General features: G+C 64.9%; 17 protein-coding genes and 1 pseudogene. 6 read left to right on the top strand and 12 right to left on the bottom strand.

The features are described 5' to 3' along the window. The first annotated feature begins 92 nt into the window (after nt 1–92). Genes CK226_RS23600 through CK226_RS23590 form a run of 3 tightly spaced genes read left to right on the top strand, consistent with a single transcriptional unit; the run spans nt 93 to nt 3274 of the window. Complete coding sequence (locus tag CK226_RS23600) at nt 93–1136, top strand: class II aldolase/adducin family protein (RefSeq protein WP_095772215.1); 1044 nt, start codon at nt 93–95, stop codon at nt 1134–1136. A 15-nt stretch (nt 1137–1151) separates the two neighbouring features. Beyond that, nucleotides 1152–2426 (top strand): FGGY-family carbohydrate kinase, encoded by a 1275-nt coding sequence (locus CK226_RS23595; RefSeq protein WP_095793189.1) that lies wholly within the window; start codon nt 1152–1154, stop codon nt 2424–2426. Beyond that, nucleotides 2423–3274: a TIGR01459 family HAD-type hydrolase gene (locus CK226_RS23590; protein ID WP_095793188.1), complete on the top strand. Its 852-nt coding sequence runs from the start codon at nt 2423–2425 to the stop codon at nt 3272–3274. Before CK226_RS23595 ends, CK226_RS23590 begins: the two co-directional genes overlap by 4 nt. Here CK226_RS23590 and CK226_RS23585 read toward each other — a convergent pair. After that, nucleotides 3261–4286 (bottom strand): sugar-binding transcriptional regulator, encoded by a 1026-nt coding sequence (locus tag CK226_RS23585; protein WP_095772212.1) that lies wholly within the window; start codon nt 4284–4286, stop codon nt 3261–3263. The genes CK226_RS23590 and CK226_RS23585 overlap by 14 nt on opposite strands. A 155-nt stretch (nt 4287–4441) precedes the next feature. Between CK226_RS23585 and CK226_RS23580 the strand changes: the two genes are divergently transcribed. Then, a complete protein-coding gene (locus tag CK226_RS23580; protein ID WP_095787926.1) occupies nt 4442–5236 on the top strand; it encodes a hypothetical protein in 795 nt (264 codons plus the stop codon). Between the two features lie 121 nt (nt 5237–5357). On the opposite strand, the gene ptsP is transcribed toward CK226_RS23580, so the two are convergent. From ptsP to CK226_RS23555, 5 genes are read right to left on the bottom strand one after another with little or no spacing between them, the layout of a single operon-like run. Continuing rightward, nucleotides 5358–7340 carry a phosphoenolpyruvate--protein phosphotransferase gene (ptsP, locus tag CK226_RS23575; RefSeq protein ID WP_095793187.1) on the bottom strand — a complete coding sequence of 661 codons (1983 nt, stop codon included), beginning with the start codon at nt 7338–7340 and terminating at the stop codon, nt 5358–5360. A gap of 56 nt (nt 7341–7396) precedes the next feature. Then, a complete protein-coding gene (locus CK226_RS23570; RefSeq protein ID WP_095787928.1) occupies nt 7397–7777 on the bottom strand; it encodes a PTS glucitol/sorbitol transporter subunit IIA in 381 nt (126 codons plus the stop codon). Nucleotides 7778–7803: 26 nt separating this feature from the next. Then, nucleotides 7804–8808, bottom strand: coding sequence for a PTS glucitol/sorbitol transporter subunit IIB (locus CK226_RS23565; RefSeq protein WP_010911816.1), 1005 nt, complete (start codon nt 8806–8808; stop codon nt 7804–7806). 16 nt (nt 8809–8824) lie between these two features. Next, nucleotides 8825–9586: a PTS glucitol/sorbitol transporter subunit IIC gene (locus CK226_RS23560; protein WP_095772208.1), complete on the bottom strand. Its 762-nt coding sequence runs from the start codon at nt 9584–9586 to the stop codon at nt 8825–8827. A 51-nt stretch (nt 9587–9637) separates the two neighbouring features. Continuing rightward, complete coding sequence (locus CK226_RS23555) at nt 9638–10075, bottom strand: transcriptional regulator GutM (protein ID WP_095787930.1); 438 nt, start codon at nt 10073–10075, stop codon at nt 9638–9640. Between the two features lie 191 nt (nt 10076–10266). Between CK226_RS23555 and CK226_RS23550 the strand changes: the two genes are divergently transcribed. After that, nucleotides 10267–10908: a hypothetical protein gene (locus CK226_RS23550; RefSeq protein ID WP_095793186.1), complete on the top strand. Its 642-nt coding sequence runs from the start codon at nt 10267–10269 to the stop codon at nt 10906–10908. Nucleotides 10909–11013: 105 nt separating this feature from the next. After that, the gene (locus CK226_RS23545; protein ID WP_095793185.1) at nt 11014–11688 is read left to right on the top strand and encodes an HAD family phosphatase; all 675 of its coding nucleotides are present in this window, start codon (nt 11014–11016) and stop codon (nt 11686–11688) included. A gap of 1 nt (nt 11689) precedes the next feature. Here CK226_RS23545 and CK226_RS23540 read toward each other — a convergent pair whose 3' ends face one another. The 6 genes and pseudogenes from CK226_RS23540 to CK226_RS23515 form a co-directional block, all read right to left on the bottom strand. Beyond that, nucleotides 11690–12742 carry a DUF930 domain-containing protein gene (locus tag CK226_RS23540; protein WP_095793184.1) on the bottom strand — a complete coding sequence of 351 codons (1053 nt, stop codon included), beginning with the start codon at nt 12740–12742 and terminating at the stop codon, nt 11690–11692. A 282-nt stretch (nt 12743–13024) separates the two neighbouring features. Continuing rightward, a complete protein-coding gene (locus CK226_RS23530; protein ID WP_095793183.1) occupies nt 13025–14242 on the bottom strand; it encodes a DUF930 domain-containing protein in 1218 nt (405 codons plus the stop codon). Nucleotides 14243–14348: 106 nt separating this feature from the next. Continuing rightward, nucleotides 14349–14720 carry a hypothetical protein gene (locus CK226_RS35030; protein ID WP_348629097.1) on the bottom strand — a complete coding sequence of 124 codons (372 nt, stop codon included), beginning with the start codon at nt 14718–14720 and terminating at the stop codon, nt 14349–14351. Then, nucleotides 14712–14931, bottom strand: a pseudogene (locus CK226_RS35025) (MBL fold metallo-hydrolase); the annotation flags it as partial. The gene CK226_RS35030 and the pseudogene CK226_RS35025, both read right to left, overlap by 9 nt. Then, nucleotides 14931–16007, bottom strand: coding sequence for an ABC transporter ATP-binding protein (locus CK226_RS23520; RefSeq protein WP_095793182.1), 1077 nt, complete (start codon nt 16005–16007; stop codon nt 14931–14933). The gene CK226_RS23520 and the pseudogene CK226_RS35025, both read right to left, overlap by 1 nt. Further along, nucleotides 15995–17698, bottom strand: a complete 1704-nt coding sequence (locus CK226_RS23515; protein ID WP_095793181.1) for an iron ABC transporter permease — start codon at nt 17696–17698, stop codon at nt 15995–15997. The genes CK226_RS23520 and CK226_RS23515 overlap by 13 nt, the downstream gene beginning before the upstream one ends. Between the last annotated feature and the right edge of the window lie 13 nt (nt 17699–17711).

The following is a 17711-nucleotide window of genomic DNA, read 5'->3' as shown; positions in this document are numbered from 1 at the left end:
GTAGATCACTGTTGACGTAAGTCGCTCGCATCTGCGATATCAGCGCCAACACCCGGCGGCGGATCCCGGGCAAGCGTTGAAGGAAAGGCGCCATGGCAACCCAAGCTGACGCGCAGGAACTGGCGGCCTTGCGGACGCTTTCAGCCCGTATCGGGCTCAACCCGCATATGACCCAGGCGGCGGGCGGCAACACGTCGCTCAAGGCCGGCGACACGCTGTGGATCAAGGCCTCCGGCACCTGGCTGAAGGATGCACTCAGCGACGACATCATGGTTCCGGTGGCGATGGCGCCGCTGCTCAAGGCGGTCGAAGAGCGCGATCCCGCCGCCGACAAGCCGCAGGCCTTCGCCATCGACGAACTCAATCCGCGCGGCCTGCGCCCCTCGATCGAAACCACGGTGCATGCCTTGATGCCGCAACGTGTGGTTCTGCATGTCCACTGCGTCGACACGATTTCGCTTGCCGTGCAGGCCGACGGCGAGGCCGAGGTCGCCAGGCGGCTCGGCGGCGTCGAATGTGCCTATGTGCCCTATTGCCGGCCGGGTCTGCCGCTCGCCCGCGGCATTGCCGAGAAACTGCGGCCTGGTGTCGATGTGCTGATCCTTGGCAATCATGGGCTGGTCGTCGCCGCGCAAACCGTGGCCGAGGCGGAGCGGCTGCTCCATCGCGTCCGCTCGCTGTTGGCACGGCCGGCGCGCGCGACCGCCGCGCCCGACATCGCGGCCCTGACAGCGCTTGCCGCCGACAGCGCCTACCGGCTGCCGGTGGATCTGGAAGCCCACGCAGTTGCGCTCGATGCGCAAAGCCGCCGCATGGCGGAGGCCGGCAGCCTCTATCCCGACCATGTCATCTTCCTCGGCCAAGGTTCGGTGGTGGCCAAGCCAGGCGAGAACGCGGCTAGCGTCGCCGCGCGCCTCGGCACGGCCCCTGTGGCGATCCTGTTTCCCGGCGCCGGCGTGCTGATGCGCGGCGACGCCAGTGCTGGCGCCGACGCCATGCAGCGCTGCCTCGCCGACGTGACGGCTCGCGTCGACGTCGCGGCGCGGTTGAATTATCTCACCGCTGCCGAGAACGACGAACTGGTCAATTGGGACGCCGAGCAGTATCGCCAGAAGCTCAATGCCACAGGCGGCTAGCAAAGGACTGAAGACATGATGCCTCTTGTCATCGGCATCGACATCGGCACATCGGGCGCGCGCGCCGTCGCCATGCGTCCGGATTTTTCCATTGCCGGCCAGTCGGCGGTCCGGCTCGACAAATTCGGCCAAAATCCCCGCTCCCCCGCGGCATGGTGGCAAGCGGTCCGGGCGGCTCTGACAGACCTGCTTTCGGGCATCGACCGTACTGCTGTCCGCGCCATCGCCGTCGACGGCACGTCGGGCACGCTGCTGCCCGTCGACGCCGCCGGGCAACCGCTGGCCGAGCCGCTGATGTACAACGACAAGGTCGACGACGCCGGCATCCTGGCAGCCATCGCCCGCGAGGCGCCTGAGGCGAGCGCCGCGCACGGCGCGACTTCAGGCCTGGCCAAGGCGTTACGGTTTCAGCATCTGCCCGGCATCGCAGCCGTGCTGCACCAGGCCGACTGGATCGCCGCAAACTTCTCCGGCCGCTACGACGTCAGTGACGAGAACAATGCGCTGAAGACGGGCTTTGATGTCGAGGCGCGCCGCTGGCCGGACTGGATCGCGGCCACCGGCATGCGCATGGACTTGCTGCCTCATGTGGTCGAGCCGGGCGATGTCACCGGCACGTTCACCGTGGCCGCGGCGGAACTGTTCGGCCTGCCGCGCGATGTGGTCGTGGTCGCCGGCACGACGGATGGCTGTGCCTCGTTCCTGGCGACGGGCGCCACGACGGCCGGCGACGGCGTCACGGCGCTGGGATCCTCGCTCACCATCAAGATCCTGTCCGGCCGGCCGATCTCGGCACCGCGCTTCGGCATCTACAGCCATCGCCTTGGCGACACCTGGCTGGCCGGCGGCGCGTCGAATTCCGGCGGCAAGGTGCTGGCCCAGCATTTTCCGCTGGCGCGGATCATCGAACTCAGCGCGGCAATCGATCCTACGACGCAAACCGGTCTCGACTACTATCCGCTTAGTACGACGGGTGAACGATTTCCGATCGCCGATCCCACTTTGCCGCCGCGTCTTTCGCCGCGACCAGCTGATGATGCCGACTATCTCAAGGCGATGTTCGAGGGCATGGCGGCGATCGAGGCGTTCGGCTACCGCAGGCTGGCCGAGCTCGGCGCGCCGGCGCTGACCTCTGTCAGGAGCGTCGGCGGCGGCGCCGCAAATCCGGCCTGGACCGCGATTCGGCGACGCAAGCTCGGCGTCGATTTCCTGCCCGCACTGTCCGACGAGGCGGCCGCCGGCACGGCGCGGCTGGCGCTAAAGGCTGCAAGCAAGGCAGGACTGGCATGAGCGCGAAAGCAATCGAACGCTTCGACGGTATCGGGCCGCTGGCCGAGCGCTATCAGGTGTTCCTGCTCGACCAGTTCGGCGTGCTGCATGACGGCCAGGCTCCTTATCCAGGCGCGGTAGAGGCATTGTCGGCGCTGAAGCGCGGCGGCAAGACGGTGGTGCTGATCTCCAATTCCGGCAAACGCGCCAGGCCCAATGAGGACCGCTTGCTGAAACTCGGCTTCGCCGCCGGCAGTTGGGACCATTTTGTCTCCTCCGGCGAGGTGGCGTGGCGATCCTTCAACGAGATGGCGGCATCGGGAAAGCTGCGTCCGGGGACAAAATGCCTGCTAATCAGCCGCGACAACGACCGCACGGCGGTCGAGGGCCTGCCCTTTGTGCTGACCGAGGCCGGCGAGGACGCCGAACTGGTACTGATTTCGGCCAGCGAGGGCGACCGCCACGACCTCGACCATTATCGCCGGCTGCTCGCCCCGGCGGCGGCGCGACAGGTGCCGTGCTTCTGCACCAACCCCGACAGGATCATGCTGGCGGCGGTCGGACCGCGCTTCGGCGCCGGCGAGATCGCCGACCTCTACGAAAGCCTGGGCGGCAGCGTCACCCGCATCGGCAAGCCCTATCCGGCGATCTTCGACGCGGCCCTGGCGCTGGCCGGCGAACCTGACCGCGGCAGCGTCGTCTGCATCGGCGACAGCGTCGAGCACGACATAGCTGGCGGCAACGGCGCCGGCGTCGCCACGGCGCTGGTGCTCGGCGGCATTTTGGCGGACACGCCGGACCTTGCCGCCGTTTTCGACGAGCAACAGGCCTGGCCCGACTACATCACGGCATCCTTCAGCTTGCGCTGACCGCCTCGAGCATGCGCTTGGCGCTTTCCTCGTCGGTGATCAGGATCGTCGGCGCGATCAGGTTCATCGCGCCGAGCAGCGCCTCGGTCTTCTCCTCGCCGCCGGAGGTGAGGATGCGGATTGGCGCCGCGCGCAGACGGTCGACTTCCACCGACATCACATGGCTGTTGACGGGATGGTCGACCAGATCGCCGTTGCGGTCGAAGAAATGGAACAGAAGGTCGCCGACAGCGCCACGCTCGAGCAGGGCCTCGCGGTCCGCTTCCCTGAGAAAACCGCCGCGAGAGAAGGTGGTGGCCGAGGCGATGCCGCCGACGCTCAACAGAACCGCATCGAGCACGTTGGCCATCTCAAAGACCTCCTGCAGGCCGCAGCGCTCGACCAGCGCGATCTTGGTCTCGACGCTGTCGACAACGGCCGGCGTCGGGATCAGATAGCCGTCGCCCTGGAAGATCTGGGCGAAGCGCCAGGCGAACTCGGCCGGGTTGTAGCGTCGCACGACGCCGACACCGCCCAGCAGCGAAATGACCTTGAAATCGGAGAGCGACTTGGCGCTGATGAAGGGCAGGCTGGAGAACAGCGTCCGGCCCCAGCCGACGCCGACGCGCATGCCGGATTTCATCGTGTCGGACAGGAAAGCACCGGTCTTGGCGCTGATTGCGGGGATCGGATCGGCATTGGGTGCAGTGAGCGGGGCGACCAGCGCCTGCTGCAGGCCGAAGGTCCGCTCCAGCGCGCGCTCCAGCCGCACGATCTCCGACAATTCGCTCTCGATGGTGATCTTCACTTCGTTGCGCGAGCGCGCCTCGGCCAGCATGCGCACGATGGTGACGCGGCCGACGCCAAGCACGTCGGCGATTTCGTTCTGCGTCATCTGCTCGACGAAATACATCCAGGCGGCGCGAATCCTGAGGCGGTCCGTCCGGCTTTCACCAGCGACCTGCTCGGTCGTCTCCGCTCCTGTCCGCCCTTCTTCGGCCCGCCCTTCTTCAGTTTGTCGTCGCCTGGCCAATCATCCCTCCCCCGCGGCGACGGACGAGCGCGCCGTCGCCGATTCTGCATGCTGGTCTAGTATCGCCTATTGATCTACCAATCGATAGGAACAATGTAGAGTCGGTGGCTGGCCCTGGCCGGCCGTCCTGCAAGGCACTTTCGAGGCAGACCGCGATGCTCCGACAAATCTCCGAAGACGTCCGCGTCAATTTGAAGGACCGGTTGCGGGAGGTCCGCGACATCATCCGGCAAAGCCGCCATGACGGCACCGGTGACGCCAGCGTGCTGCACGAAGCGACCAGCCATCTGCCGCCGTTTCCGGGCAAAGGCATCGAAGGCCTGCTCAGCCATGCCGCAAGCGCCGTCGACGAGGCGCTGTCGATCGCCGAATCCTTTGTCCCGCACGAGCGCCCGATCAAGGTGGACGGCACGACCGTGAAAGGCCTCGGCACCTATTTTCCGGCCGGAAACGAAGAGCGGCAGTTGAGCGCCGAGCGCCTGTTCCGGCGCGACATGTACTATTTGACGAAGGCGGTGCTCGCCGAGCTGAAGATCGACAACGCCCGCATCCACGAAGCCGATTTCGCCGCCGCGCATGCCACGATGCGCAAGCGCCATGGTGATTTCCTGTCCGCGTTGACCGCGCCGGGCTCCGGGCTGCAGGCAATCGCGGCCACTTGTGCGGCGTTGCTGGTCGAGTTGCTCAGCCAGCGTCCGGTGCACTTTGGCGAAGCCGCGCCGGGAATCGCCGGGGAGCGCGCGCTCGACATAAGCTGCCTGGCGCCTGTGGTTCTGGCCTGCGGCTTGGCGACAACCGGCCGTGACGGCGCGCCTGAACCCGACATGCTGGAGATCGCGATCCTGGCTGCCGATATCCGTCACGATCGCATCGTACAGGCCTGCGCCAAGGCAAGCCCGGTCGATGAACTGACGCCAGTCTTCGCCACCTTGCTTGCGCATTTGCCGTAAGCTCCAGCAGCGCTTCCGGAAATCCAGAGCGTCTCACCGTTTCATGGAAACGGCGAACCGCTCTAACTCTTTGTTTTGACGCAATTCCCAAGGGAAAGCGCTCACACTTTTCCTGGAATGGCTAATCCCCGGCCGCCATGGCCGTGATCGTCTTCTTGGCGCGCTGGATGGAGGCCGGGCTCATCGAAAGCTCGGTCAGACCCATTTCGATGAAGGCCGCGATCAGATCCGGGCGTCCGGCCGCCTCACCACACATGCCCACCATGATGCCGGCGGCGACGCCGGCTTTGGCCGTCAGCTCGATCGCCGACATGACCGCCGGATTGGTGACGTCGTTGAGCCTGGCGACCGTCGGGTTGAGCCGGTCGGCGGCCATGATGTATTGGGTCAGGTCATTGGTGCCGATCGAGAAGAAGGCCACTTCCCTGGCCAGCGCCGGCGCGATCAGCACGGCCGCCGGGGTTTCGATCATCACGCCGAGATCGAATGTCGCATAAGGCACGCCTTCGGCCTTGAGTTCGGCGGCGCATTCATCGACCAGTGCGCGGGTGCGCGTGACTTCGGAAATATCGGACACCATCGGCAGCATCACCTTGATGTTGCCGTGCACGGCGGCCCGCAGCAGCGCCCTAAGCTGGCGCTTGAAGATATCGGGCCGGTCAAGACACATGCGGATGCCGCGCCAGCCGAGAAAGGGGTTCTCCTCGTCGGGAAACTCGATGCCGGCGATCGGCTTGTCGCCGCCGATGTCGAGCGTGCGCACGATGACCGGATAGGGCGCGAAGGCCTTGGCCAGCGCTGCATAGGTCTCGGCCTGCATGTCCTCCGAGGGAAGATGCATATGACGCATGAACAGGAGTTCGGTGCGGAACAGGCCGACGCCCATGGCGCCCGCCTCCTGCGCCGCCTCGATCTCCTCTAGCGAGCCGATATTGGCCGCGACCTCGATCACCTTGCCGTCGGCGCGTTTCGGCGTCACCGTCTTGAAGGCGGTCAGGCCGGCGCGCTCCTTCGCCGCCGCTTCGACGCGGCCGGCATAGTCTGCGCGCGTCGCCGCGTCCGGGTCGATGATCACGTGGCCGGTGTTGCCGTCGAGCGCCACGTCGCGCGCGGTGCGCAAGGCATTGACCTGGTCGCCAAGGCCCAGCACCGCCGGAATGCCGTGCGAGCGCGCGATGATGGCGATGTGCGAGGTGGCGCCGCCATGGCCGCAAATAACCCCGCCAATGCGCTTCAGCGGCGCCCGCGCCAGATCCCAGGCGCCGATGTCGTCGGCGATCAGAATGGCGCCTTCGGGAATGCTTTCGAGGCTGACGTCGTCCTGGCCCAGCAACACCAGGCAGATCTGCCGTCCGACGGCGTGGACATCGTCGGCCCGCGCATTGAGGTAGTGATCGTCGACCGCGCTGAAATCGGCGGCGATCGTGGAGGCTGCGGTGATGACGGCAGACACCGCGTCGTTGCCGCCCCTGATCGCCTTTTCGGCCTCGCCGGTCAGGCTGTCGTCGGCGGCGATATCCCTGAGTGCCGCGACGATGCCGCGGTCTGCGGCAGACAGGCTGTCGTGCGCCAAGGTCCGGTCCATGCGCGCCTGGACGGCGGCGACGGCGGCACGGAACCTGTCAATCTCGCCGGCGATCTCTTCCGCCTGCAGCATGCGGCCCTGTCCGGCGATCTCGGGCGGGAAATGCGCGAAGGCCGGCCCGATGGCGACGCCCTCGCTTGCCGCGACCCCGCGCAGGCCGTTCGCTTGGCCTGTTGCAGCCGGCACGGATTGGGGTGCTGACAAGGATGCCGCCTGGCCGGCATCATTGGCCGGGCGCTGCGGCTCGGCTTCGTCGTCGAGACCCGCCTTGGGATTCTCGAGATAGCCGATCAGCGCTTCGATCGCCTCGATGGCGTCGGCGCCGTTCGCCCGCACGGTAACTTCCTGGTTTTCCTTGACCGCCAGCAGCATCAGCTTGACGGAGCTCTTGGCGCTGACCGCCTTGCCGTCCTTGACCAGCTCGACATCGGATTCGAAGCCCTTGGCGAGCTTGACGAACCGCGTGGCGGGACGGGCGTGCAAACCTTCATGCACTCTGACGATGGTCGAGCGTTCCATGGCAAATACTCTGCTTTTTTAAGCGCCAAAACCAGATGGGTCGCGGCGCGAATGCTTCAGGCGGCGATGGTGATGATCGCGTCCGTTTTCAGTGCGGACACGAGCGCCTGGGCATCGACCTGCGATGCGCAGATCTCGCCCGGCCTCTCGGCCTCGGTGGCGCCGTTGAACGAGATGACGACGTGGCCCATCTCGAGCACCTTGCTCCACGCGCTGGAGCCGACGGCGGTTATGACCGCGGAAACCGGACCAAGGGTGATCGAAGCGCCCTTTTGCGGCGCACCGTCGCTCGGTCCGACCTCCGTCTTGTGGAGCACCGAAACCTCGGCAAGCTCCGGCGGCGAGCCATCCGCAAACAGGATGACCACGCCCCCTTCGGCAAGATCCGCCACTTCGGGCCCGATGGAAGTGACCCGTGTTCTCAGCAGAACCGTCATGTGGCGAACCTCATTCTCTTATGTCCTTAGAATACGATCAGGCTGACGACCCATGCGATCAGCACGGATACGGGACCCATGATCTGGCGGCTGATGAGCACCGCAGGCACACCGATTTCAATCGTCTTCGGCTTGGCTTCACCGAGCGCCAGCCCGACGGGGACGAAGTCGCAGCCCACCTGGGTATTGTAGGCAAACAGCGCCGGCAGAGCCATCGCCGGCGAAATCGTGCCGTTGGCGATCTGCGGGCCGATGATGGCCACGCCGATGACCTGCGCGATGACGGCGCCCGGCCCGAGGATGGGAGACAGGAACGGCAGGCCGCAAATGGCCGAGATGATCAGCAGGCCGACGATGTTGTTGGCCAGCGGTCCCATCGGCTGGGCGAGCACGTCACCGATGCCGGTGTAGAGGATCAGGCCGATGAGCATGGTCACGAAGGCCATGAACGGCAGCACGTTGCGCACCACCTGGTCGATCGTGCGGCGGCCGGCATTGAAGAAGATGCCGACCACCCGGCCCATGACGCGTCCGATCGAGCTGATCAGGCCGATCAGACCGCCTTCGCTCGGCAGCGGCTGTGGCGCCGCCGCTGCTGTGTTATTGCCTGAACTCATCGATGCTGCTCCCCCCGCAGTGGTGACCGCCTCGGATCCGTCCGCCATTGTGACGTTGGCCGGCTTCACGCCCGAAACGTAGATGTCCTCGGTGATGAACTGGGCGAGCGGCCCAGCCTGGCCGACCGGCGTCAGATTGACGGTCGGGATGCGCTTGCGCGGATAGACGCCGCAGCGTGCGGTGCCGCCGCAATCGACGACGACCACTGCCATCTCACCTTCGATCGGCGGCGCCTTGAAGCCGTCGACCGCCGTGGCGCCGGTCATGTCGGCGATGAGTTGGGCGACGGGATGGATGCCGCCGCCGGTGACGGAGACGACCTTGTCGCGCTGCGCGGTCGGCTCGATGACGAGCGGGCCGCCCCAGCCTGTGTTGCCCCGGGAGATCTTTACGGCTTTGAATGTCCTGTCCATGATGTCCTCCCCGCCCTTACAGCTCGACGCCCTGGCGGCGTGCCATGATGGTGGTGATGCGCTCGGTGAGCATGCCCTTGAGCAGGATGACGACGAGGCCGACAATGGCGTACCAGATCGCCACCTTGACGTGGTAACCGGCGACGACAACGCCCTTCTTCTCAAGCTCGAGCAGAGCCACGAGAATGCCGCCCCAGACGAAATATTCGCCCGGATTGATGTGCGGGAACAGGCCAAGCGGCGGATGCACGTAGGACACGGCCGCGTCATAGAAGGCCGGCTTGTGCTTTTCTTCCAGGAACGATCCGAACGTATAGGCCATCGGGTTGGTGAGGAAGAACACAGCCAGCAGCGGCAGCAGCGTATACCGGGTCAAGGCAATCCTGCCGGCGCCGCGCGCCAGGCCATGCACGCGCTCTTCGCCGACCAGTTCGGTGACGGCGTAGAAGGCGGTCATCAGCACCACCAGCGTCGGAATGATGCCGGTGACGAAGCCGGCGAACACTTCGCCGCCCTTCTGGAAGATGCCGATGAAGTACTTGCCGATGGCGGTCAGCCAGCCGAGCTGCTCTTCCTGCTGGACTTCCTTCAGCTTTTCCTTGAACTGATCGACGGTTATGGGTCCGCTGTCCGCTTGTGCCAGGACAACGAGATGGTCGGAAGCATGCTCGACGGCGAGCTTGCCATGCAATGCGGCATCCGAGACCATGGTACCTGCGACATGCAGATTGTGCACGGCCATGTCGGCATGCTGCGCCAACAACGAAAATACAGACATTTCTCCTCCTTATGCCGCCCGCCGGTTATCCCAGTCGGTGCGCGGCGTCCTCTAAGCCCTTGCTACGTTCAAGCCGGCCAGGCCCGGCTTCTTCCCCGGCTCCGACCGTGTTTTGTCGATCTGTTCGATCGCCCGTTTCACGGCCTCGGCCACACCGGGTTCCCCCTCCCCCATGATCGCAGGGTTGGACCGGAGTCGATCGAGGGGAACACCCTCGAATTCTTCATGTCTTTTGAACTTGGTGAAGACGGACCGGCCGCTCATCACCATCAGGCGGCGCACGATCAAGTCGGGCGTCACCACGACGAGCGCGATGGTGCCCTTGGCCAGCCGACCGCGAAAATTGCCGGCTCCGACGAAGCCGTCCTTGTACTGGTCGGTGACGCCCCGGAAGACATCCGAATAGTGCCGCATTTGCAGCCAGACGCCGAGCGACTGCAGCGCCCACACAATAACCAGCAGAAGCAGTCCCCACTGCCAAATCGCCATTCGGTTCTCCTCCCGAAGCCTCCGTTGAACCGCACCTTGGACCGGCACGCGACAACATCAAAGTGAGAACATTTGTTTCCGCGAATGTCAATATGTAAGATATTAGTCTCCGCTACGCCATCCACAGAGCCGTCTGCCGATTTCGGCGGCGGCATGGCTGTGCTAGCCTGTCGTCAAACGGGATGCATCAAATGGAACTGCCCTTCAGGGATGAACTGGCCCTTATGCCCGACCTGCGCCACCGGCTGCGGCAGCTGCGCTGGTTTCGCGCCACTTTCCGCGGCAGCGCCAAGGTGGTCTCGGAGACGTTCGGCGTGCGTTTCGAGATCGACGAGGCGAAGCTGACGCGGGCCTTTCTCGACTGGGTCGAGATCATGGAAGCGCAGAAGCGCTTCGCCGCGATCGACCGCGCCGATTTCATCGTCTTTGCCGCCGGCCTCGTGCTGCGCGAGCTGATCAAACAGGCGCCGGCCAGGGAGATCTCCGGCCTCGCGCAACTCATGGAAACGGATCAGAATGGCGGCACGCTGGACATCATCCGCTTCTGGCCGGAAGGCTTCCTCTACACCAACTACTGCGTCTCGGTGATTTCGGCGATCTATGAGCAGGAGTTCGGCAAGGCGCCCAGCATCGACCAATGCGCCGACGATCTGCGCACCTGGTGGTCCTATCGCGAGAATGTGACCGAGATGCCGGCCTATGCGGTGGCGTTCCTCGACCGCTTCCTCGGTGCGGAGCCGAACTGGATCACGCCCGACCGCGCACAATCCCGGCAAGCCATGCAACGGGCGCTCGGATCCGGCCGCGCAAGCGATGCGCTGCGCCAGCTTTGACTGCCCGCCGTTGCAGCCCCAAAACGCGCTGAAGACATCGCACTATTGAACATTTGACTTTTTGCCGATAGCGATGTGCGAAATTTGACGTGAGGAGACAAGCGCGTGGCGCGACCAAGGCCTATCATCTTCGATTGCGACGGTGTTCTCGTCGACAGCGAGCCGCTGGCCGCCAGGGCCTACGAACGCGTCTATGAAAAGCACGGCATGCCGGGCGTCCATGGCGGCATCATCGCCCAATGCGTCGGCATGAAGCAGTCCGACATCATCGCCAGGATCAGGGAATTGACCGGCCATCAGTTTCCCGCTGCCGCCGACGGCGACATCTGGGCCGAGACCAAGATCCTGTTTACCGAGGAATTGAAACCGACCCCGGGGATCGCGGCGTTTCTGGAGACGCTCGAGGGCGAACGCTGCGTCGCCTCGTCGTCCTCCGTCGAGCGCATCAACCACAGCCTGGCCGTCACCGGGCTGGCGCCGTTCTTCGGCGAGGCGATCTACAGCTCCTCCATGGTCAAGAACGGCAAGCCGGCGCCCGACATCTTCCTGTTCGCCGCCGCCAGGATGGGCGCCGATCCGGCCGACTGCATCGTCATCGAGGATTCGCCCTTCGGCATCCAGGGCGCGGTTGCCGCCGGCATGACGGCGATCGGCTACACCGGCGGCGGCCACACCTATGCCGAGCACGCCGCGCGGCTGAAGGCGGCCGGTGCCGATTTCGTCTGCGCGCACTGGCAAGAAATTAGCCGGCAATTGTCCGGGCTCGGCGTGCCGGCCTGATCTAGTAGGGGCTGGGTAATCTAAGACCGCCCCAGTCGCTGGGCGGGATTGGTACCCCCACGCGGAAGTTGAAGGACAGGACCCTCGTCGCATCGGTGTCGACCTCGCACCGAAAGCCCAGATGGTACCATGTGGTTGTCGTGCTGAAAGCGACATCCGGGGCGTCTAGAATATTGCCCACCTTCAGCGGAAGAGACGGTACCCATTTGGGAAAATAGGAAGCATCCAGCAACTCCTGCTGCAACGCGCTGGCGCAGAGTTTGGCCACACGCTGACCGCGAGGCACCCCGCCCATCGAGGTCGTGGCCAGCGCATCGCCGGTGGCGCCCTGCGAGTAGAGCCTGCGAACACCCGGAAGGCCCGAGTCGTTGCGAGATGCAGACTTCGAGGCCTTCGAGGGGCTGGGCTTCGGCGCAGTTGCGGGTTTGGGCTTTGGTGCTTCGGCTGATGTGGGAAGCTCGATCTCGCCGCCGCTATCGGCAGCCAAAGGCGCTGGTGCCCCGCCCTGTTGCTTGGCGTCGTCGAGCGCCGCCTGCTTGTCTGGCTCCTGTTTAGCTGCCTGTTGTTTATCCATCTCCGCGCTTGAAGCTGCCTGCCCCTCGGCGTCTGCCGGCGTGACAGGTTGGCTGTCTGCAGGCTTCGGCCCGACAGGCGGCTTCGGATCGTCATCCTTGGCCGGCGACGGCGAGCTGTCTTGGGCGCTGGTCCCGTCCAGCGATTTCCTCGGGCCGGTATCCTTGTCGCCGAACTGAAAGACAGGCCTCAGGACCTCGCCTGGCGGCGGCTTCTCGGACGGAAGTTGTTTTTCAATTTTCTGCTCAGGCGGCTTTTCAACCTTCGGTTCCGGTGGCTTTGGCGCAGGCGGAACAGGTTTCGGCTTTGGCTGATCGGGCGGAGGCACGATCGCGACATTGACTGGCTGCTCCTCGCGCGGCGGTTGGAGAGGCACGGGCAGGCCATACACAAGGAGCGCCGCAGCAAGCACGTGCAGGATCAGCGATGCGGGAATGCCCCACAACAGATACCGGCGCCGTTCTCGTGCCTCGTCCTTCATCCTGACCGATGTGGAATGAAATAGCGGCGGCTTCAAGCATAAGCACCGGATTTGCGCATATGGCCACGACAGCTTGTCGATTTGCATCACCACACCCAGGGCGGCCCGGCCAAGGCGCCCGGGCGGCTCAATGCGCCGCCGCCGGCATGACGGCGATCGGCTATACCGGCGGCGGGCACACCTGTGCCGGGCACACCGCGCGGCTGACGGCGGCCGGTGCCGATTTCGTCTGCGCGGACTGGCAAGAATTAGCCGGCAATTGTCCGGGCTCGGCGTGCCGGCCTAATTCAGCGGATACTTGGTGAATCCACGGCTAGCCCATTCGCCAGGCGGGACCAATGGCCCCACACGGAAGTTGAAGGACAGGACCCTCGTCGCATCGGGGTCGACTTCACATCGGAAATTTAGATTGTACCAGGTGTTTCTGGTGCTGAAGGCCGCTTGGCCAGGGTTGAGAACATTGCCTTTGTCCAGCGTAATGGTTGGCACCCATTTGACCGAATAGTCGGCGCTTTGCAGTTCCTGGCTCAGAACATTGCCGCAAAGGGTGGCCACGCGCTGACCGCGCGGCACATTCTCCATGGAGCTTGTGGCGAAGGCATTGCCGGTTGCTCCCTGCGAGTAAAGCTTTCTGACACCCGGAAGGCCGGAATAGATTGGCGATCCTGCAACATCGTCGTTGGCGGGATTTGACCTTCCAGCATTCCCGATCGGCGCTTTGAAGGCCCTAGCGGGTTTGAACGTCAACGTCTTGGCCGGTTTGGGCTTTGCCTTTCCGGTTGAGGCTGGAGGCGCTGGCTTGCTACCAGTCTCGGCCGCCAATGGCTTTGGTGTCACAACCGCTTGCTTTTCGGCGGGCTGCGGTGCGAGCCCATGTTTGTCCGGCTGCTGTTTGTCAGCGTCCTCGGTCGCCTGCTTCTCCTCGTTTTGCGCGGGATTGGCGTCCGGCGAGGCGGCCTCCTGCTTTTCCTCGCCTTGCGCGGGCTTTTCGTCCGGCGCGGCGGTAGCCGGCTTCTCGTCAGGCTTGCTGGGCTCTGCCTTCTGCTGCGGCGTTGCAGCCGGGGCGGGCTGGGTCGGCGCGGGTGTCGATGTTATAGGCGGCTTCGCCGCCTCATCCTTGTCCGGTGACGGCGTGTTGGGTTTGGCGCTGCTTCCGTCGAGCGATTTCTCCGGTCCCGTATCTTTCTGGCCGTACTGGAAAACGCGCTTCAGAACATGGTCGTCTGGCGGTTTCGGGGGCTCCGGAGGCGGCTTTTGTTCAGGCGGCTTTTCAGCCTTGTTTTCGGGTTTCGGCTCAGGTGGCTTTGGAGCAGGTTTCGGCTTAGGCTTCTCGGGCGGCGGCACAATCGCGACATTGACGGGCTGTTCCTGCTGTTGCGGCTGCTGCTCGGATCTCGGCACGCCAAAGAACAAGAACGCTGCGATCAAGGCATGCAGGATCAGCGATGCGGCCAAGGCCCATCGCCAATTGCGAAACCACTCTCGTATCTTGCCGTTCATTGCGCCCGATGTGGAATGAAATAGCGGCGGCTTCAAGCACAGGCATCGGATTGGCGCGGTTTAGCCGCTGACAGCTTGGTGATCGGGACGGTCGGACATAGGAAGCTCAGTCCAGAATCCCGCCCACAAACCGTTCGTCCAGCCGCGTTTCGCCAAACCAGTTCAGCCTGTTGACGCTAACGAAGCCGGTATCGATCGCCTCGTTCTCGTCGCCCGGCTCACTGGCGTGAGCGCGCCCGCGCGCCACCGTGATGACGGTACGATCGCCTTCGCTTTCCACGATCTCGGCCGTGCGGCCGATCTTGTCACGGCCGATGCGCGGCTGCCGGATTTCCGCCGGCAGCGCGGTCGGCAGGTTCACGCTCAACCAATGGCCTTCTGTCGCCCAGTTGGCGCGCGATTGCCACAATGACGCGATCATCGCGCCAAGCCATGGGTCATCGCCGTCGGTGAACTCAGGATTCTTCACGCGCGACAACAGCCAGCTCAGCGCACCGACATGATCCTCGTGGGCGTGCGAGACGAAGAGCGTCTATGTCGTCGACCGGACCGTCGAGCGCCGGATAATATTCCGCGCCGGAGGCGCCGACCTTGATGCCTATATCGAGCAGGATGCGGTCGCCGCCGCTGCCGACGGCAAGGCTGGTCCGGCCCTTTTCCCCGAAGCCGCCAAGCAGGTCCAGCATCATCACGAACCGGGCCCCGCCGGGATCAGCCAGCCGGATCTTATGCGCAGCCGTGCCTGGGCTCCGCTCCCGAGCGCAACCGGGTCTGGCTGCTCGAAATGCAAGGTGAGGTCAGGCCCCGCGGCGGGCGCGAATTCGATGCGCGCACCGCCACCCTGGTAGATCAGCCGTTTGACGAAACCATCAAAGCCTGGCCCATCCGGCGAGACGTCGAGATCGGCCGACCGGCAGCAGATCTTGGCTCCCGCACGCGGCCGTTCGCCGGGGCGGCAGCGGACCACCAGCTCGGTTCCCAGGACCCTGACCTTGCAATGGCCGCCGTCTTCGCCCGTCAGGACATCCGCCGGCAGCAGGATGCCTTGCGAGATGAAAGACGCCACCATCTCATTTGCCGGCTCATGATAGAGCTCGCGCGGCGTCGCCAGCTGCGCCAGGCGGCCATGATCCATCACGGCGATGCGATCGGCCAGCGCCATCGCCTCGGCCTGATCGTGGGTGATGTAGACGATGGTCGTACCGGTGCGCTTGTGAAAAGCGGCGAACTCATCCTCCATCGAGGCCCTCAGATGCACGTCGAGATTGGCGAGCGGCTCGTCGAACAGCACCAGCGACGGTGCGGCGACGAGACAGCGCGCCAGCGCCACGCGCTGGCGCTGGCCGCCGGAAAGATTGGCCGGCCTGCGCTCGCCCAGTCCCTGCAAATTGACCAGAGCCAGCGCGTCTTGCACCTTCTGGCGCGCCACCGCCTTGTCGAGCTTCGCCACCTTCAGCGAATAGCCGATATTCTCGGCCACCGTCATGTGCGGCCACAGCGCATAGTTCTGGAAGACGATGCCGACGCGCCGCTTTTCCGGCGCGACGCTGCCGACGCTGCTCGACACGACATCGCTGCCGATGCGGATTTCGCCCGAGCTCACTTTCTCGAATCCGGCGACGAGCCTGAGCAACGTCGTCTTGCCGCAGCCGGAAGGTCCGAGCACGGCGAGGAACTCGCCGTCGGCAACGTCGATCGAGACGTCCTTCACGGCGTCGAAGTTGGCGAAGCTCTTGGTCACATGGTCCAGGCTCAGTCGCGCCATGGCAACACTCCGCTGGGAAGGTAAGGGGCAAGCAGATTGGTCACCAGCATCAGCACGAAGGTGACCGCGACCGTGATGACCGACATCGCCGCCGCATAGTTGGAATCGCCGCCCTGTTCGAAGGAAAACATCACCACGCCGATCGTCTCCGAGCCTGACGACCACAGCAGCGCCGAGACGGTGAGTTCGCTGAGCGCCGTCATGAAGATCAGCAGACCACCGGCGATCGCCGCCGGCGCGACCAGTGGAAAGATGATGGTGCGCATGCGCGTGAACAGGCCGGCGCCCGCCACCTGCGCGGCCTCCTCCAGCGCCCGGTCGATCTGGTGATAGCCGCTGATGGTCGGCCGCAGCGCCAGCACCAGGAAGCGGGCGAGGTAGGCGTAGAGGATGATCCAGACCGTGTTGTAGAGTTGGATGCCGGTCAGTGGGATCGGCCTGAGGAAGAGCAGCAGCGAGGCGATCGCCAGCACCACGCCGGGCAAGGCATAGGGCAGTTCGACCGCCAGATTGAGCAGCCGCACCCAGCGCTGCTTGCCCCAGGCGATGAGGTAGCCGATCGGCACGGCGACCACGACAGCGAAGAAGGCGGCCGCGATCGACAGCCAGAAACTGTTGAAGAAGGCGCGGTTGGCGGCGTCATGCTCGAACAGCACGAAACGATAATTGTCGAGCGTCGCCGTCTTGGCGGTGAGCGCGATGCCATAGCCCGGCACCAGCGAGGTCAGCACCAGCCCGAACAGCGGCAGGAACAGCACCAGCATGATCAGCAGCCACATGCCGGCCTGGACAATGGCTCGCCAGCGGCCGAGTTCGTAAGGCTCGGCCGGCAGCGATGTCGAAGAGATGCGGTAGTCGCGGCGGCGGCTCATCACCTCCTGGGCGAGAATGCCGGCCATGGCGATGACGCCGATCAGCACCGATAGGAACGCGGTGTCGCCGAGCACGGCCGGACCACCGCCGGTCAGCTTCTGATAGATAAGGGTCGGCAGCACCAGATAGTTGGCGGGAATGCCGAGGAAAGCCGGAATGCCGAAATTGCCGACGCAGGACACGAAGGCAAGTGCCGCCGCCGCCATGATCGACGGCGTCATCAGCGGCAGCACGATGGTGACCAGCACCGTGAACCATTCGGCGCCACCGGCGCGTGCCGCCTCCACCAGTTCGCGCGGCAGCTTGCGCAGGCCGGCACGCACCAGCAGGAACACCAGCGGGCCATATTGGACGCCCAACAGCAGGATGATGCCTGACGTCGAGTAAAGCGGGTTTTTCGTGCCGAGCGGCGGCGCGGCTCCGAACAGCTTGAGGAATGGGCTTGCCGGGCCGAACAGCTGCAGCCAGGCCAGCGCCGTCACCTGCGGCGCGATCATCAGCGGCATGACGTAGCACAGCACCAGTGCGCCGCGGCCGCGTATGTCGGTCAACGAGACCAGCACCGCCACCATCGTTCCCGACAACACCGCAAGCAAGGTGCCGCCGATGCCGACGACCAGCGTATGCCATGTCGCGATCCAGGTCGCCGGGCTTCTCAGCCCGGCCGCTATGGCCACGGTCGACAGCGTGCCGCCAGGTGCCACGATCTCCCTGACCAGGCGCAGCATGGGCAGCAGCGAAAGCAGTACGATGACGACGGCTACCGCCGCCGTCAGGGCCATTTCCTGGCCCCGGCTTTCCCCGATGCGTGTTGGCATGGTTGTGTTTCCT

It is taken from the genome of Mesorhizobium sp. WSM4311 (assembly GCF_002295115.1).
GTDB lineage: Bacteria > Pseudomonadota > Alphaproteobacteria > Rhizobiales > Rhizobiaceae > Mesorhizobium.
This window is presented reverse-complemented; position numbering and strand designations above follow the sequence as displayed.

What these genes read in the sequence shown, in the direction of transcription:
- CK226_RS23590 (WP_095793188.1), top strand. Translation starts at nt 2,423, where the DNA reads ATGAGCGCGAAAGCAATCGAACGCTTCGACGGTATCGGGCCGCTGGCC.
- CK226_RS23550 (WP_095793186.1), top strand. Translation starts at nt 10,267, where the DNA reads ATGGAACTGCCCTTCAGGGATGAACTGGCCCTTATGCCCGACCTGCGC.
- CK226_RS23565 (WP_010911816.1), bottom strand. Translation starts at nt 8,808, where the DNA reads ATGGACAGGACATTCAAAGCCGTAAAGATCTCCCGGGGCAACACAGGC.
- CK226_RS23555 (WP_095787930.1), bottom strand. Translation starts at nt 10,075, where the DNA reads ATGGCGATTTGGCAGTGGGGACTGCTTCTGCTGGTTATTGTGTGGGCG.
- CK226_RS23595 (WP_095793189.1), top strand. Translation starts at nt 1,152, where the DNA reads ATGATGCCTCTTGTCATCGGCATCGACATCGGCACATCGGGCGCGCGC.
- CK226_RS23580 (WP_095787926.1), top strand. Translation starts at nt 4,442, where the DNA reads ATGCTCCGACAAATCTCCGAAGACGTCCGCGTCAATTTGAAGGACCGG.
- CK226_RS23600 (WP_095772215.1), top strand. Translation starts at nt 93, where the DNA reads ATGGCAACCCAAGCTGACGCGCAGGAACTGGCGGCCTTGCGGACGCTT.
- CK226_RS23560 (WP_095772208.1), bottom strand. Translation starts at nt 9,586, where the DNA reads ATGTCTGTATTTTCGTTGTTGGCGCAGCATGCCGACATGGCCGTGCAC.
- ptsP (WP_095793187.1), bottom strand. Translation starts at nt 7,340, where the DNA reads ATGGAACGCTCGACCATCGTCAGAGTGCATGAAGGTTTGCACGCCCGT.
- CK226_RS23520 (WP_095793182.1), bottom strand. Translation starts at nt 16,007, where the DNA reads ATGGCGCGACTGAGCCTGGACCATGTGACCAAGAGCTTCGCCAACTTC.
- CK226_RS23540 (WP_095793184.1), bottom strand. Translation starts at nt 12,742, where the DNA reads ATGAAGGACGAGGCACGAGAACGGCGCCGGTATCTGTTGTGGGGCATT.
- CK226_RS23570 (WP_095787928.1), bottom strand. Translation starts at nt 7,777, where the DNA reads ATGACGGTTCTGCTGAGAACACGGGTCACTTCCATCGGGCCCGAAGTG.
- CK226_RS23530 (WP_095793183.1), bottom strand. Translation starts at nt 14,242, where the DNA reads ATGAACGGCAAGATACGAGAGTGGTTTCGCAATTGGCGATGGGCCTTG.
- CK226_RS23515 (WP_095793181.1), bottom strand. Translation starts at nt 17,698, where the DNA reads ATGCCAACACGCATCGGGGAAAGCCGGGGCCAGGAAATGGCCCTGACG.